Below are 16,545 nucleotides of genomic sequence, written 5' to 3'. Positions count from 1 at the left end.
GGACTTGAATGTGCAGATCGATCGCCGCGGATGCCGGCGATGCTTCGGCCCGCGGCGCCACTTCGGGTTGCGCCGGGGTGTCCAGGTCGAACAGTTGCGCCAGCCGCGAAGCGTCGCCGCAGGCCACTGCCGCGTGCTCCAGGCCGCTGTGTAGAATCGCTTCGAAGGCCGCCAGGCCCTGTTGCGCGGTGAGCAAGGCTTGGCCACTGCTGTGCAGGTAGGACGCCAGGCCACGCCCCTGTTCGGAGTCGACGGCGGCCCGCACCGGGCCCATGCCGCCGTCTTTCCACAGCGGCCAGTTGATGGCGATGGTCTGCCCGTGTCGCTCGCCGCGGGCGACCCGCTGGTTGCGATACGTGGCGTGGGCCATCAGGAATCGATTGCCCATGGCATAGCTGGCCGCGCCCATGTCGCCGAGCAAGGCGGCGGTCGAGGAGAAATAGCAGGCATGGACCAGCGGATCGCCGGCGGTCAGGGCATCGAGTATTTCGCTGCCGGCCACCTTGGGCGCTAACACCGTCTGGAATGCCTGCGCCGAGGCCTGCAACAGCCCCGGCCCCTCTTCGACACCGGCGGCGTGAATGAACCCCTGTAGCGGGCCAAAGGCCGCGCGGGCCTGGATCAGCGCCTGCTCCATGGCGGCGAAGTCCGTCACATCGGCCTGCCAGTAACGCACCTGGGCGCCACTGGCGGCCAAGGCCTGCAAGCGCTGCTCCAGGACTGGCGTCGGCGCTGAACGCCCCACCAGCGCCAGGCGCAAGGCGCTGCCCTGGGTGCGCGCCAGATGATCGGCGAACAGCAGCCCAAGATGGCCGCTGCCACCGGTGATCAGCCAGGTATTGGCCCGGGCCGAAGGCATGGCCGCCGGTTGCGCAGTTTCATCCACCACAAGGGCCAAGCGCTGCATCGACAGTTGATAGCGCTGATGCCCCACATACAGGCTGCTGCCGCTTGCGCCGCCGCGCCATTGCGCCAGCAGCGGCTCGAAACAGGCGCTGGCCCGCTCCTGGCCGGCCAGGGCGAAGTCGCACGCCGCGGTGCTTTCCAGCAACAGGGTCTGCCAGGCGGTCTGCGCCAGGATGCGCGGCATGGAACGCTCCAGGCCGATCCAGGACTCCAGCTGGCAACGGTCCGCGCCGTCGCGGCAGATACCGGCCAGCAACACCCGCTGCAGGTTCTGTTGCAAACGGACCAGCGCCTGGACCAGGTTCACCAGCAGCACAGGCTGTCGCGCGAGCTCCGGCGCTTCCAGCGGCCACAGGTACAGCAGGCCGTCGATGGCGCCATGCTGCTGGACAATCGCCCCCAGCACGGCGCTGAGCTCATGGACCCGTTGCGGGTCGAGCACGAAGCTGTCGGCGCTGCCATGGCCCCGACGCGAGAGGAACACCAGGCGACTGCCGGGCAGCTGCATTGCCGCCAGCTGGCGCAACTGCGCCTGATGGTCCGGATCGGACAGGCAGCACAGCACCAGCCGCGGTTGCTCCGGCGCCGCGCTGGCGATCTCGGCGAGCGCCGGTTGCCAGTGCTCGGCGAATGTCAGCAATGTGTGCCGGGTGGACGGATCGGGCGCCGGTGGCGTTGGCAGCGGTGGTTCGTCGATGGCCCAATGACGGATCCGCGCAAACGGATAGCCCGGCAATGCCACCCGGCGCACGCCGGCGGGACGCGGCAGCGCGCGCCAGTCCAGGGCGCTGTCGCGATGTCGGGTCCACAAGCGCGCCAGGGAGTGCAGGTCACTGGCCGCCAGGGCCTGCTCCCAGAGCTGGTCGGGCGCCTCGGCGCCGTTGTCGTCGGGACTGTTCCAGTAGACCGAAGCGGCGGCCGTGAGCTCGTCGCTCAATTGGCCCAGGCGTTGCGCCAGTTCCGCCACGCTGCCCACCACCAGCGCCAGGCGCTCGGCCAGCGGATCGCGGCCCACTTGCAGGGTGTAGGCCAGGTTCGCCAGCGAGATATCCGGTTGTTTCTCGAGATGGCGGGCCAGGCGCCGGAGGCTTTCCAGCAAGCGCTCGCGGGTCCGGGCCGAGAGCACCACCAGTTGCTCGCTGTCCGCATGGGGCGTGGCGGTCGGCGCGACATACTCTTCCAGCACCACATGGGCATTGGCCCCGGAAAAGCTCAGGCTGCTGACCCCGGCCCGGCGCGGGATCGGTTGGCCCTGCGGGTCGCTCAGAGCCGCCCACGGCTGCGGCCGATCGATGATGTAGAACGGGCTGCCGGCCAGTTTGATGTAGGGGTTCTGCTCCTGGAAATGCAGGTTGCCGGGCAAGGTGCGGTGCTGCATCGACAGGATGATCTTGAACAGCCCGGCCATGCCGGCGGCGGCTTCCAGGTGACCGATATGAGTCTTGACCGCCCCCAGGCCGCAGCGCCCTTCGGGAATGTTCACGCCGTGGTTGCGCGACAAGGTGGCGAAGGCCTCTTTCAGGCCATTGATTTCAATCGGGTCGCCCAGGGGCGTGCCGGTGCCATGGGTTTCGATGCAGGTGACGGTCGCGGGGTCGACCCCGGCCCGGGTATAGGCATCCACCAGCAGCATCGCTTGCGCCACCGGGTTCGGCGCGGTCAGCGAGGACGCCCGCCCGCCATGGTTCTCGGCGGTGGCGCGGATGACCGCGTGGATGTTGTCGCCATCGGCGATGGCCTTGTGCAGCGGCTTGAGCAACACCGCGCCGGCCCCTTCGCCGCGCACATAACCATTGGCCTTGTCGCTGAACGTCATGCAGCGGCCGTCTTCGCTCAACATCCCGGCGTCGCTGAACGACAGGGTGAGAAACGGGCTGAGGATCAGGTTCACGCCACCGGCGATCGCCATCTCGCAGCCATTGCGGATGGACTCCACCGCCCGGTGCAGGGCGACCAGCGAACTGGAACAGGCGGTGTCCACCGGCTGGCTCGGGCCATGCGTGCCCAGCAGGTAGGAGATGCGGTTGGCCAGCACCGAGTGGGACAGCCCGGTGGAGGAATAGGCACTGATCGGTTGCCCCGAAGCCACCAGCAGGTTGAGGTAGTCGGTCGCGCCGACGCCGATAAAGACCGAGGTCTGTCTGCCGGCGAAATCCGTGCTGGCGTAGCCGGCGTTGCCAATGGCGCTGAACACCGTCTCCAGAATCAGCCGCTGGGACGGGTCCATCAGCTTGGCTTCATGGGGCGAGATGTTGAAATACAAGCTATCGAACTTGTCGACATCGTCGATGAACCCACCCCATTTGGCGCGGGTCTTGCCGCCCTCGGCCGGGTCGCCGTAGATCGCCTCCCAACTCCAGCGCTGTGCCGGCACCGTGGTGATCATGTCATCGCCGGCGAGCAGGTGTTCCCAGAAGCGCTCCAGGTCGGGCGAGCCCGGCAGCACCCCAGCCATGCCGATGATCGCGATCGGCATGGCGCCGCTGTCGGCTTGCGCCATGACCGCGGTTTCGAGCGTGGCGGCCACCGCTGGCCCTGGTTCCGGCGCGGCCGCTGGCGCCGCGACGGCTTGCGGGTACTGGGCCGAGATGAACCCGGCCACCGCGGCCAGGGTCTTGTGCTCGAAGAACAGCGCCGGGGTGATATCGATGCTGTAGTGGTGGTTGAGTTTGTTGGCCAGCTCGACATAGGTGATGGAGTCGAATCCGTAGCTGCCCAACTCGCTGTCGACGTTGAACCCCGCCGAGCTGGTGTGCAGCACCCCGGCTGCCAGGTCCTTGAGAGTGGCCATCAGGTCGGGGCCGGCGGGCGCCGACAGGGCATATTCGCTGGTCAGGAATTGCGCCACCGCGTCCAGGGTCTTGTGTTCGAAAAACAGCGCCGGAGTAATGTCCAGGGCGTAGTCGCGGTTGATCCGGTTGGCCAGCTCGACATAGGTGATGGAGTCAAAGCCGTAATCGGCCAGGGCCACCTGTGGGCGCAGGCTGCTGGCGTCGCGCCGGAGAATGTCGGCGGCCAGCTGGCCCAGCGCGAGGCCCAGGCTCTCGCCGGCGCCCCCCGGGTGCGGGTTCACCACCGCGGCAGGAGCCGGCCGCGCCGTGGCCATGCCGAGGGTTTTCTCGATCTTCGCCCGGTCGCCCGGCGCCACGCAGATCGACGTCGGGCTCGCCGGGGACAGACCCAGCAAGACCTCCAGCCCCTGTTCCAGGGACAGCGGCTGCACGCCCATCACATTGCGCATCAGGGTCTGGTTCTGCTCGCTGATCCGCATCCCGCCGTCGCGCCAGTACGGCCAGTTGACCGCCAGGGATTTGCCCTGGCGCTGCCCGGCCCGCACTTGCTCGTCGCGCCACTGGACAAAGTGATCGAGATACTGGTTGGCGTAGGCATAAGCCGACTGGCCAACGGTGCCGGCCAGGGACGAGATGGACGAAAACACCAGGAACAGGTCCAGCGCGTCCGCGCGGGTCGCCTCGTCCAGGTGGCGGACCCCGGCGAACTTGGGATCGAGCACCGGCCCCAGGGCACTCAGATCCTGCTTGACGATCAGGCTGTCGCGGATCGCCCCGGCGGCATGCAGGACGCCATTGAGGGCACCGAACTCGGCCTGGATGGCCTGGTGCAACGCAGCGACGTCGGCCTGGCGGCTGACATCGGCTTGCAGGTAACGGGTCACGCCCGGCAAACCGGTCTCTTCGGCCTCGGCCAGGGCTGGCGCCACGCGGTCCGGCGCGGAGCGGCCGCAAAGAATCACCCGGGCGGCGAAACGCCGGCGCAGGTGACGGGCAATCTGCAAGCCCAGGGCGCCGGCGCCACCGCTGATCAGGTAGACCCCATCCTGGCGAAACAGCCCCTGGGGTGCGAACGCCGCCGCCCGCTCCAGGCCCTCGAGTCGTTGCACCTGACGCAGCTGCTGCCGGTAACGGACCAGCACCTGGCCGGCCTCCGGCGCATGACCCAACTCTTGCGCCACATGCTGCGCGGCATCGGCTTCGGAGCCCTCGCTCACGTCCAGGACACTGGCCGACAGCCCGGCATGCTCATGGCGCAAGACCCGGGCGAACCCGGCCAGGGCGCAATGATCCGGGTGGGCCGAGCGGCTCACGAACAGCAGCCGTCCCCGGCTGCGCTGGCGTGCCACCAGCGCGGGCAGGAGCTGATACAACAGGTGCAACAACGCCTCGCCTTGCAACCCTTCCTCCAGCAGGAACAGCAGATTCAAGTCGCCGCCGGCCGGCAGCCTGTCCAGCCACCGCTGCCAGTGCGCATCGCTCCGAGGGTCGATGCCCAGGCTCTTGCCGCCGTCGCCGACCAGCATCGAACCGTCGGCGGCGGGCGTTGGCGACACCCGCCAGGGGGTGAAGCCCAGGGCCTGCTCGAGTGCCTGCCCTGCCCCTTGGGTCGCGGTGAACAGCACAGTGTGCGCGGCCGCCAGCGGGGCTGCCTGGCCGTCGAGGCTCTGCGCCTGCCAGCGGGGGGTGAACAGTTGCAGATCGTCTTGCTTGCGCAGCGAGTAAGGCCGGTAGGACAGGCTGCGCATGGCTGCCAGTACCTGTCCGTCGTCGCTCAGAAGGTCGATGTCGAAACGCTTTTCGGCGAACTGCGCCGAACCATGGTTGCCGGCCACCCGGGCATAGGCGTGGCAGGTCGCCGTGAGCGGCGCGTAGACGGTGATCTCGCCGAGGGCGTAAGGGATGTACAGGGTGTTGTCCCGGCTGGGATCGCCAAGCAGTCCCAGCAGGCTCTGCAAGGCGCCATCCATCAGCGATGGGTGCAGGGTGTAGGCCGCCAGGTCATGGCGCAGGGCCTCGGGCAGGATCAGTCTGGCCAGGGATTCGGACGCATTGAAGTACAAGGTTTCCAGGGTGCGCAGGCCCGGCCCGTAGACCAGATCGTTGCGGTCGAAGATCCGGTAGCAGTCCCGGGCCGGCCAGACCTCGGTGCAGCGCGCCTTGATCGCCGCCAGGTCCAGGCGAGGCACCTGGCTGGGGGCCGGCACCCGCCGTACCCGGCCCTGGGAATACAGTTGTCCGGCACCGTCGCTGACCCGATAAGCCGTGCCGCGCTCGGTCTCCTGCAGGTCGACCTGCACCTGCCGGGGCTGGTCGGTGACGATCACCGGCTTGATCCAGGCCACGTTCTGCACTTGCTGCAACTGGCCGTCCGGCGTGCCGGCGCCGGCCAGGCGCTGAGCGGTGATGGCCATTTCCAGGTGGGAGACGCCGAGCAAGGTCGGCGCCCCGGACACTAGGTGGTCCTTGAGGTAAACCTCGCTGCCGTCGAAGCGATGGCTGAAACCCGGCTGGGCTGTCCCGCTCAGCCGGCGGGACAGGATCGGGTGCAAGGCCGGTGCTTCGCCGGAAACACCGGGCGTGCCGGCGGCCCAGTACGGGGTCGCGGCAAAGGCATAGGTGGGTAGCGGCACGCGGCGCAGGTCGTCCTGGGGCGCGAACCGAGACCATTGCACGGCCGCCCCGGCCACCCACAGGCGGGCCAGGTCGCGCGCCATGGGTTGTGGCAGCGCGGCGAGCTCGGCCTGGGCCGCCTCGCGGCCCTGCTCGTCGGCTTCGCCACCGACAAACACCTGCTGGCGATCGGCACCCTCGGCAAGAAAGCCGCGCAACGCCTGGGCCAGCGACTCCAGGGAATCACACAACAGGGCCAGCCGGGCGGGCATCGGGTCGCGCCCGCTTTGCAAGGTGTGCAGCACGTCGCGAAAGGCCGGCAGCGACGCGCCGCTGTCCAGCCAATGAAGCAGGCGCTCGGCCATCACCACCAAGCGTTCCGGGGTGCGGGCCGAGAGCACCGCCACCCCGGCGCCGGGAGCCTCGGAACGGGGAGCGGGCGCCGGCGCCGGCGCGGCCGGCACGTACTCTTCCAGCACCAGGTGGGCATTGGTGCCGCTGAACCCCAGGGAACTGACACAGGCCCGTCGCGGGTGATCGGCCTGGGCGGCCCAGGGCTGGAGGCGATCGAGGGTGAAGAACGGGCTGTTGGCAAAATCGATGTGCCGGTTGGGTTGTTCCAGGTGCAGGGACGGCGGCAGCGTCTGATGGCGCAGGCACAGCACGGCTTTGATCAGGCTGGTGATGCCCGCCGCAACCTGGGCGTGGCCGATGTTGGTCTTGACCGAACCTATGGCGCAGAACTGCTTGTGTTCCGTCTGCTGGCGAAAGGCCGCGGTCAGGGCCTCGAGTTCGATGGGATCGCCCAGGCGCGTGCCGGTGCCATGGGCCTCGACATAACCGATGGTGCGCGGGTCGATCCCGGCGCGGGCATAGACGTCGCTGAGCAATTGAGTCTGGGCATAGGCGCTGGGCACGGTAATGCCCGGGGTCTTGCCGTCCTGGTTGATCCCCGAGGCGCGAATCACCGCGTGAATGATGTCGCCGTCGCGCTCGGCGGCCGCCAGCGGCTTGAGCACCACCACCCCGACCGCCTCGGAAATCACAATGCCGTTGGCCCGCTCGTCGAAGGTCTTGCACAGGCCGTCCGGCGACAACATGCCCAGCTGCGAGGCCAGGACAAACAGTTCCGGGGTGTTGTAGAGCATCACGCCACCGGCCAGGGCCACGTCGCAGGTGCCGCTGAGCAGGCTTTCGCAGGCCATGTGCACCGACACCAGGGACGACGAACACGCGGTGTCCACGGCCACCGCCGGGCCCTTCAGGTTGAGGAAGTAGGACAGCCGCGCGGCGAGGATCGATGAGGCGTTGCCGGTCAGGCTGTAGGCATCGGCCGGCATCTGCTGCTGGCGCAGGTGCGTCAGGTAGTCGCCGGTGACGCAACCGACAAAGACCCCGCACTTGCTGTTGGACCAACTGCCCGGCGCATAGCCGGCGTCTTCGATGGCGCCCCAGGCTTCCTGGAAAAACAGGCGCTGCTGAGGGTCCATCAACAGGGCTTCGCGGGGGCTGATGTTGAAGAAGTCGGCATCGAAGCCCTTGATGTCGTCCACCAGGCCGGCCCATTTGCTGTAGCTCTTGTCGCGGGCGCTGCGGTCGGGATCGAAATAGCCGCGGCTGTCCCAGCGACTGGCGGGAATCTCCGCCACGCTGTTGCGCCCGGCCTTGAGGTTGTCCCAGAAGGAGCTCGTGCTGTCGGCACCGGGGAAGCGCCCGGACATGCCGATAATGGCAATGTCCATCGCGCCCGCGGGTTGCTCCTTGGCAGGCTGGCTGCTGCCGGCCACCAGGCGCAGCAGGTCGCGGCCCTGGACCAGGGAGATGTGGCCGTCCTTGACCAGGTTGAGGATATCGGTGGTGGTAATGCACACAGTCATTGGAAATCACCCATTAAACGATTGGCCTGGTCGACGCTGAGTCGACCGCTCTGCAATTGCGCGAGGATCTCGAGCACGGCCTGGTCCGGGTCGTCCGCGACAGGCTCGGCCGACTGCGGTGGCGTGACGGGGAGTGGCGCGGCATTGCCCCTGGCGTGCCGTTCAAGCGCGCCGGCAAAGCTGCCCAGGGTCGGATGCTCGAACAACAGGCTGACCGGCAGCGTGATGCCCAGCTCCTGCTGGATCTGGTAGATCAGGCGGGTCGCGGTGAACGAGGTCCCCCCGGCGTTGAAAAAATGGCTGTCGTCGCGCGCCTGCGGCAGGCCGAGGATGGCCGCCCAGACCAGCCCTACCCGCTCTCCCCGGCCCGGCGCCGCCGACACCGGCGAAGACGCGGCCTCGACGGTTTCCGGCGCCGGCAGCGCCTTGCGATCGATCTTGTTGTTGGGGGTCAGCGGCAACGCGTCGAGGCGCACGTACAACGACGGCACCATGTACGCCGGCAGCTCCCGCGCCACCCGTTGCCGCAGATCGGACTTGAACGCCTCATCGAGGATCACCGGCGCGCCGATGACCACATAGGCGGTCAACACCCCTTCGGCATCGTCACCGCTGCCGCGCTGGCGCAGGGTGACAACGCAATCGCGCACCTGGGGATGGCCGCGCAGGATGTTTTCGATCTCGCCCGCCTCGATGCGAAAGCCACGGACCTTCAACTGGCCGTCCTCACGGCCGAGGAACTCAAGCTGCCCCTGGGGTGTGAGGCGTGCCTGGTCCCCGGTGCGGTACACCCGGTCGGCGGCGGCCTGGATGAATTTTTCGGCGTTCAGGTCCGGGCGATTGAGGTAGCCGATGGCGACCCCTTCCCCACCGATGCACAACTCGCCGGCCACGCCTGGGGGCACTTCCACCCGGGCGCCGTCGAGAATGTACAGGCGAGTGTTCTGGACCGGCTTGCCGATCGGCACGATGGCCGACTCGCCCTGGCCATCGACCCGCTCGACACAGGACCAGATGGTGGTTTCCGTGGGCCCGTAGAGGTTCCACAGTTCACGGCTGCGCGACAGCAGTTCGCGCGCCAGGCTGCGGGGCAGTGGCTCGCCGCCGCACAGAATGCGCAGGTCCGGCTTGCCGGCCCAGCCGCTGCTGACCAGCATTTGCCAGGTGGTCGGGGTGGCCTGCATCAGCGTGATCCGCTGCTCGTCCAGCAGGCGCTGCAACTGCAACCCGTCCATGGCCGCCTCGCGGGAGGCCAGGACCACGCAGGCGCCGTTGACCAGGGGCAAGTACAGCTCGAGCGCGGCGATGTCGAAGGAAATGGTGGTGACGGCGAGCAAGCGGTCCTGCGCCGAAAGCCCCGGTTCCCGACCCATGGACTGAAGGAAGTTGCTCAGGGCCTGGAGGCCGATCTGCACGCCCTTGGGGCGCCCGGTGGAGCCCGAGGTGTAGATCACATAGGCGCAGTCTTGCATGCGCGACAGGCACGGCAGGTTGTCGGCCGGGCGGACATCGATGGCCCCGGCCTGCGCGGCCAGGTCCAGCAAGGTCGTGGCCTCCAGGCTCAGGCCCTGGGGCAAGCCGGCCAGGCTGTCGACCACCATGAAGGCCGGCCGGGCATCCTCGACCATGTGTTGCAGGCGCTGGGCGGGGAAGCCCGGGTCCATCGGGATGTAGAAGGCGCCTGCCTTGAACACCGCGAGCAACGCCGCGACCAGGTCGCCCGAGCGCTGCATGCACAGGGCGACCCCCTGGCCTTGCCTCAGGCCTGCGGCCTGCAAGTGATGGGCAAGGCGATTGGCCCGCTGGTTCAAGGCCTCATAGCTCCAGCTGCGCCGGGGGTCGATCAGCGCGGTCTGCGCGGCCTGCCGCAGCACTTGCTGCTCGAACAACTGGGCGGTGGTCAATGGCGCCACGGGTACCTGGATGCCTTGCAGCCAGGTGGCCGAGCGCGCGCGATCCTGCCCGGCGACCACAGGCAGCGACCAGACCGGGGTCCCGGGCTGGCTGACGCAGTGCTGCAACAGGGTCAGGAAGCTGTCTGTCATGCGGGTCATGGTCGAGGCGGCAAACAGATCGGCATTGAACTTCAGGGCGCCGGCCAGTTGCCCGTCGATGTCCATCATCTCCAGACCGATCTCGAACTGCCCCTCCTGCTGGGCAAACGGCAAGGACTCCAGCTGCAGCCCCTGGTGCTGGATCGGCAGCCCTTCGCGGGGCGACAGGATGCGGATCAAGTCACTGTCCTGGTGCGGCTTCTGATAAACGAACTCGGCCTGGAACAGTGGCGTACGCCCGGCTTCGCGGCTGGGGTTGAGGTCCTGCACCAGCTTGGCGAAAGGCACTCGCTGGTTCTCCAGGGCCTCCAGTACCACCTGCTTCTGCTGGCGCAACAGCTCGCTGAAAGACGGATTGGCCCGCAGGTCGGCGGCCAGCACCACCGAGTTGACGAAGTAGCCCACCAGCGGGTTGAAGCGCTGGTCGATCCGCCCCGAGACCGGCGAGCCGATCCACACCTGGCGGTCCGAGGAGTAGCGGCCGAGCAGGCACTGGTAGGCGGCCAGCAGCACGGTGAACACCGTGACGCCTTCGCGTAGTGCCAGGGCCTTGATACCTGCGCTCAGTGCGCTGTCGCACTGGATCGCCACCGAGGCGCCATTGAAGGTCTGGGCCTTGGGCCGCGGGAAGTCCAGCGGCAGGTTCAGGCGCACCTCGGGGTCGGCCAGCCGGTGCTTCCAGAAATCCCGCTGGCGCTGGCCGGCGGCGCTGAGCAGAAAAGCCTCTTCCTCGCGCACGAAATCGGCAAAGCTGGCGGTCAATGGCGCCAACCGCGGCTGCTCGCCACGGCACAAGGCCGCGTAGCCGCTGAGCAACTCATCGAGCAGGAGCCATTGGCTCCAGGCGTCCGACACCAGATGGTGGACGGTCCACAGCACCAGGGTGTCGTGCTCGCCGCAGATGAACAGGCGCAACCGGCTGAGCGCGCCTTGCAGGTCGAACGGCTGGCGATGGGCGCTTTGCAACGCCTGTTGAACCTGCTCGCGGGACTGGCCGACCAGGTTGCTCACGCCAAAGTCGGGGAGCGCCACTGGCGGAATTTCCTGCACCGGTTGCCCCAGACGTTCGCTGAACCGCGTGCGCAGCGCCGGATGACGCTGCACCAGCAGGCTGTAGCTGCGCTCCAGGGCGACGCGATCCAGGGGCGAGCGCAGGCGGAAGGTCATGGCGATGTGATAGGCCGCGCTGTCCTCGTTGAGCTTATGGATAAACCACAGCGCTTGCTGGCCGTGGCTCATGGGCCACACCTCGACATCGGCGAGCGGCGCGGCGCGGGCGATCCCCTCGGCCCTGGGCATGGGGGCCAGGTAAGGGTCGGGATAGCTCACCGCGACTGCCGGCGCGGATGCGGGCACGGGTGTTGCCACAGGCAGCGGCTCAGGCTGCGGTACGGCGGCGCTGGCACTCTCGGCCAGGTGCTCCTCGCAGATATTCGCGGTGAAGGCCTTGAGGCTGGTGTGGCGCAGCAGCGCCGCCGGTTGCACGTTGATGTCGAAGGCGTCGTTGATCTTGTTGATCAGCATCATCGCGCCGATGGAGTCCAGGCCATACTTCATCAGGTCCTGGTCCGGGTCGATATCGGCGGGCGCCAGCTTGAGCAACTCCGCCAGCTCGACAAGGGTTCGCTCCGCCACGGCCGACGGGCCTTGCGCCACCGCGCCGCTGCTTGGCGTCGGGCGCGGCGCGGGGGCCGCGCCGCGCGGCGCCTGGGGGAATTCGTTCCAGGCCGCCTGGACAATACCGGCCTGCCCCTGAATCACCACCCGTTGCGTGGCCCCTTCGGTGGCCAGGCTGCGCTTGAGCGCGGCGATTCCGGCGTCGGCGTCCAGGGCCACCAGGCCGCGACTGCGCTCGAGGAACAACTCACTCTGCTCGTCGATCCGCATGCCGCCGTCACGCCACAGGGTCCAGTTGATCGCCAGGCTACGGCCCTGGCGTATCCCTTGCTGGACCCGGCGTTGGCGTTGGGCGACAAAGCTGTCGAGGAAACGGTTGGCATAGCCGTAGTCGGTCTGGCCGGAGAATCCCATGACCGCCGAAATCGATGAATAGACCACGAACAGGTCCAGGGCCTCGTGCTCCAGGGCCTTGTCCAGCAAGGTGACGCCAATGGCCTTGGGGTTGACGATGCGGGCGATCTGTTCGGCGCTCTTGTTCGCCAGGGCGGCGTTTTCCATGATCCCCGCGCAATGGAACACGCCGTGGATACGTTCGACTCGCTGCCGGACTCTGGCCAGCAGGTCGACGCAGCCTTGCGCGTCGGTGATATCGGCAGCCAGGTATTCCACCTGCCCTCTCTGCTCGTTGCGATTGAGCGCCTCGAGCTGCTGCTGGATGGCCGGCGCCAGCCGCTGCGCCGGCGTGCGGCCGGTGAGGAAGACCCGGGCGCGATAATCCTCTACCAGCGCCCGGGCCAGGATCAGCCCCAGCCCGCCGGCCCCGCCGCTGATCAGGTACACCCCACCCTCGCGCAAGGCATCGTCGCCCGTCGCGGCCTGGGTATCGGGCACGGCGGCCAGCACCAGGCGCCGGTCCTCTTCCAGGCGCACCTCGACGCCTTGGCCGGGTTGCTGGCGGACGCCGATTTCGCCTTCCATCAGATCGGCCAGGCGTTGCGCCGAATGGCCGGGCAGACCGACGGAACGCGCAACCCACGACGGCTGCTCGGCCGCCAGGCCGCGCATGAATCCGCCCACGGCCACCGCGGCCGGTATGTCATGGGGGTAGAAGTGCAGCAGCACCGTACCCTTGGCGGCCTCGCCACGGATCAACTGCTGGCTGATGAACACCAGCGAATACAGATTCAGCGTCAGGGCCTGCTGCAACTCCACCGGCGCCCCCAGGGCCCAGGCATGCACGACGGTCAGCGCCGGGTTGGCGCAGGCGTCCCAGAGCCTGGCGTAATCGTCCGGATTGCCGGGCGCCAACTCATAGTGCCGGGGCCCGACGCAGCGAAAACCGGCGGCGGGATACACCAGGATGTCCTGGGGCCGCGCCAGGTGGGCGGCGATCTGCGCATCGGCGACGAACAGCAGGCGCGGTGCCTGCAGTTGCGCGGCTTCGATGCCGGGCGCGGGCGTCGCGGGCAGCCAGTCCATACGGTACAGATGGCTGGGCAGCGCGGCCTGCTGCACCTTGAGCGGCCGCAGCGTCAGGTTGTCGATGTGCACCAGCAGTTCGCCGCTCTCACTGAGGATGTGCACCGAGCACTGGGCGCTTTCGCCGTCGATCTCGCGCAGTTGCGCAACGCTGTAGAAACGTTCGGGCAAGGCCTTGAATACAGTGATCTGGTCCAGGGCATAGGGAATGTAGGTGCTGCTGGGGTCTTCATCCTCGCAAAAGCGGATACACGGCTGGAAAGCACTGTCGAGCAGCGCCGGGTTGAGGACGAAGCCATCGAGCAGCCGGTAGTGCTCGGCAAGCCCCGCGGGCACCGGTTGTTGGCCCTGGCTGGCGCCCGCCTGGCGCTGGATATCGGCTATCAGGTAGCACCCGCTGCGAGACAGGGTATTGATGGCGCGAAAGCTCGGCCCATAGGCAAAACCCTGGGCATCGAAGCGCGCATAACACCCCGCCCGTTCGTCCAGCAGCCTGGCGCCGGCCAGCAATGCGGCAAGCTGCGGCACCGACGGCGGCTCGGGAACAGTGGCGTCCAAGACGATTTCACCCTGTGCGCAAAGCGGCTCGCCGGCGTGGGACAGATCATGGATCTCAAAGCGGGTCTTGCTGTTTTTCTGCTTCAGGCGCAGTTCCAGGGTGGCCGGTTCGCGGTCCACCAGGAAGGGTTGCAGCCAGACGATATTGCGCACCCGGGAAACCGCCTGGCCGGCGGCCAGGTAGCCGGCGGTGCAGGCCATTTCCAGGTAGGCCACGCCGGGCAGGGTTTTGCGCCCAGCGATCACATGGTCGGCAAAATAGAATTCGTCGCCGTGGAACACCGAACGGAACGCCAGTTGCTCGAAGGTCGACACGTTGCGCTGCAGCAGTGGCGAAAGCCCTTCGGCTACAGCCGGGGCGCCAGGCGCCTGAAACACCGGCATCTGGCAGGGCCGCCGGGCAAAGGGATAGCCCGGCAGGCTCACGCGCCGCGGTTGTGGTTCGCCACGCCGGGCCCACAGCGGCCGCCAGTCGAAACCGCCGCGCCGCACCCACAACCGGGCCAGCGCCGCCCATTTGCCCTCCTGCGCCCAGCGCAGGGCCATAGCAGGGACTTCTTCGGCATCGAGCAAGGCGTCCCGCTCGACAGCGGGTTTACCGTGGAACAGCGTGGCGTCGCGCTCATCGCCAGCGCTCCCCGCCAGGTACGCGGCCAAGGCCTCCGCCACCGCCGGCACGGAGTCGGCCACCAGCGCCAGGCGCGCGTCCATGGTTAGGCGCCCGACCTGCAAGGTATAGGCCAGGTCCTCGAGGCACAGCGTCGCCCCCTGGGTGCGCAAGAACGCTTGCAGCGCGCTGGCATAAGCCCGCAGGCGTTCCTCGTTCCGGGCGCTCAGCACAATGACCTGAGCCGCGGGCGCGGCGGCGGGCACCGGTGCGGGTTGCGGATACTCCTGCAGCACGAGGTAGGCGTTGGTGCCGCTGAAGCCGAATGAACTGACCCCGGCGCGACGCTGGGTGCCGGCGGGCACTGTCCATTCGCGATTGTCGGTATGGATGAAAAAAGGTGACTGATCGAGCCGGATATGTTCGTTGAGGGTCTGGAACTGCGCCGAGGGCGGCAGGCGTCGATGGCGGATCGCCAGGAGCGCCTTGAAGAACCCGGCCACCCCCGCCGCCGCCAGCATGTGCCCCATGTTGCTTTTCACCGAGCCCAGGGCGCAGAAACCGCAATCGCCGGTGAACGGCTTGAACGCATTGACCAGGGCCTCCACTTCGATCGGGTCCCCCAGGGGCGTGCCCGAACCATGGGCCTCCATCAGCCCGAGGGTGCGCGGGTCGATGTCGAACTGCCTGAACACCGCCTGCTGCAACTCGGCCTGGGAAGTCTGGCTGGGCGCCGTGATGCCATTGGTCTTGCCATCCTGGTTGACGCCCCAGCCGATCAGCGTGCCGTAGATCGGATCGTTGTCGCGCCGGGCATCCGCCAGGCGCTTGAGGGCCACCACCCCCACGCCTTCGGCCGGGACAAAGCCGTTGGCGCGCTGATCGAAGCTGTAGCAACGGCCATCGGTGGACAGCATGCCGGCCTGGCTGGCCATGATATGGATCGACGGGTCGCTGAGGATCGACACGCCACCGGCCAGGGCCAGGTCGCTGTTGCCCATGACCAGGCTGTCGCAGGCCTGGGCAATGGCCACCAGGGAAGCCGAACAGGCGGTATCAATGGTCAGGCACGGACCGCGCAAGTCCAGCAGATAGGCGATGCGCGCGGCCAGGATCGAGGTGCTGCCGCCAAGGAAACCGGCGGCGCTCAGGGCATTGCCGTTCTGGCTCTGGCCGTAGTTGCCGCAGCCGACGAAGACCCCGCACTTGCTGCCGGCCAATTGCTGCGGATGCAGGCCGGCATCTTCCAGGCAGCTCCACGCCTCTTGCAGGAACAGTCGCTGCTGGGGGTCCATGTCGTCGGCATCGGCCGGGGAAATATTGAAAAACAGCGGGTCGAAGCGATCGATATCGTCGACGGCGCCGATGAAGTCGCAATAGCTCTTGCCCGCCTGGCGCGTCGGGCTGTAGGCCTGGTCCATGCGCCAGTAGTCACGGTCGACGCGGCTGATGCAGTCGCGCCCTTCGGCCACGGCCTCCCAGAACGCCTGCACATTGCGCGCCTGGGGAAAACGCCCCGACAGGCCGATGATGGCGATCGCGCCGGCGTCGGTCGTGGCTGCCGCGGGCCTCGCGGCAGGCGCCCGGGGTGCCGTCACGGGGGGCGTCTCGACGGGCTGGGCATTGCCGCGCGGTTGCCTGCGAAACGACGCCAGCTTTCTCGGCCCCAAGGCAACCGCCGGCGCCTGTTCCCGGGCAATCGGCGCCGGTACGAGGGCTGGCGCGATAGGCGCCGGACGACGCCCGAACATCGTGCGCGCCGGACGCTGGGCGCTGCCTTCGCCCTCCTGGGCGGCAAGTTCCTGGTGCACCAGTTCGGCCATCCGCGCCAGGGTCGGGTAGTTGAAGACACGGACCGCCGGGATGCTCAGCCGATAGGTCTGGTTGACCTGGGCCATCCACATCACGCCGATACGCGAGGTCAGGCCCAGTTCGAAAAAGGTGGTGCTTTCGCTGATTTCCTCGGCGGCAACGCCCAGCGTCTCAGCCAGCAGGCAACGAATGGTGTTCTTGACCGATTGCAAGTCTTTGACAGACAT

General features: G+C 67.9%; 2 protein-coding genes (1 of these 2 running past the window's edge). Both read right to left on the bottom strand.

What is annotated here, in order from left to right; translation table 11 throughout:
• Nucleotides 1-8,188 carry the start of an SDR family NAD(P)-dependent oxidoreductase gene (locus CRO75_RS14455; protein WP_097136245.1) on the bottom strand. Its footprint begins 9,908 nt before the window's first position, so 8,188 of the gene's 18,096 nt are visible here — the first part of the coding sequence; its start codon is at nt 8,186-8,188; the stop codon falls past the left edge of the window.
• On the bottom strand, nt 8,185-16,545 hold the full coding sequence (locus CRO75_RS14450) for a non-ribosomal peptide synthetase (protein WP_097136238.1): 8,361 nt from the start codon (nt 16,543-16,545) through the stop codon (nt 8,185-8,187). The genes CRO75_RS14455 and CRO75_RS14450 overlap by 4 nt, the downstream gene beginning before the upstream one ends.

It is taken from the genome of Pseudomonas sp. LAMO17WK12:I10, assembly GCF_900215185.1.
Lineage (GTDB): Bacteria > Pseudomonadota > Gammaproteobacteria > Pseudomonadales > Pseudomonadaceae > Aquipseudomonas > Aquipseudomonas chlororaphis.
This window is presented reverse-complemented; position numbering and strand designations above follow the sequence as displayed.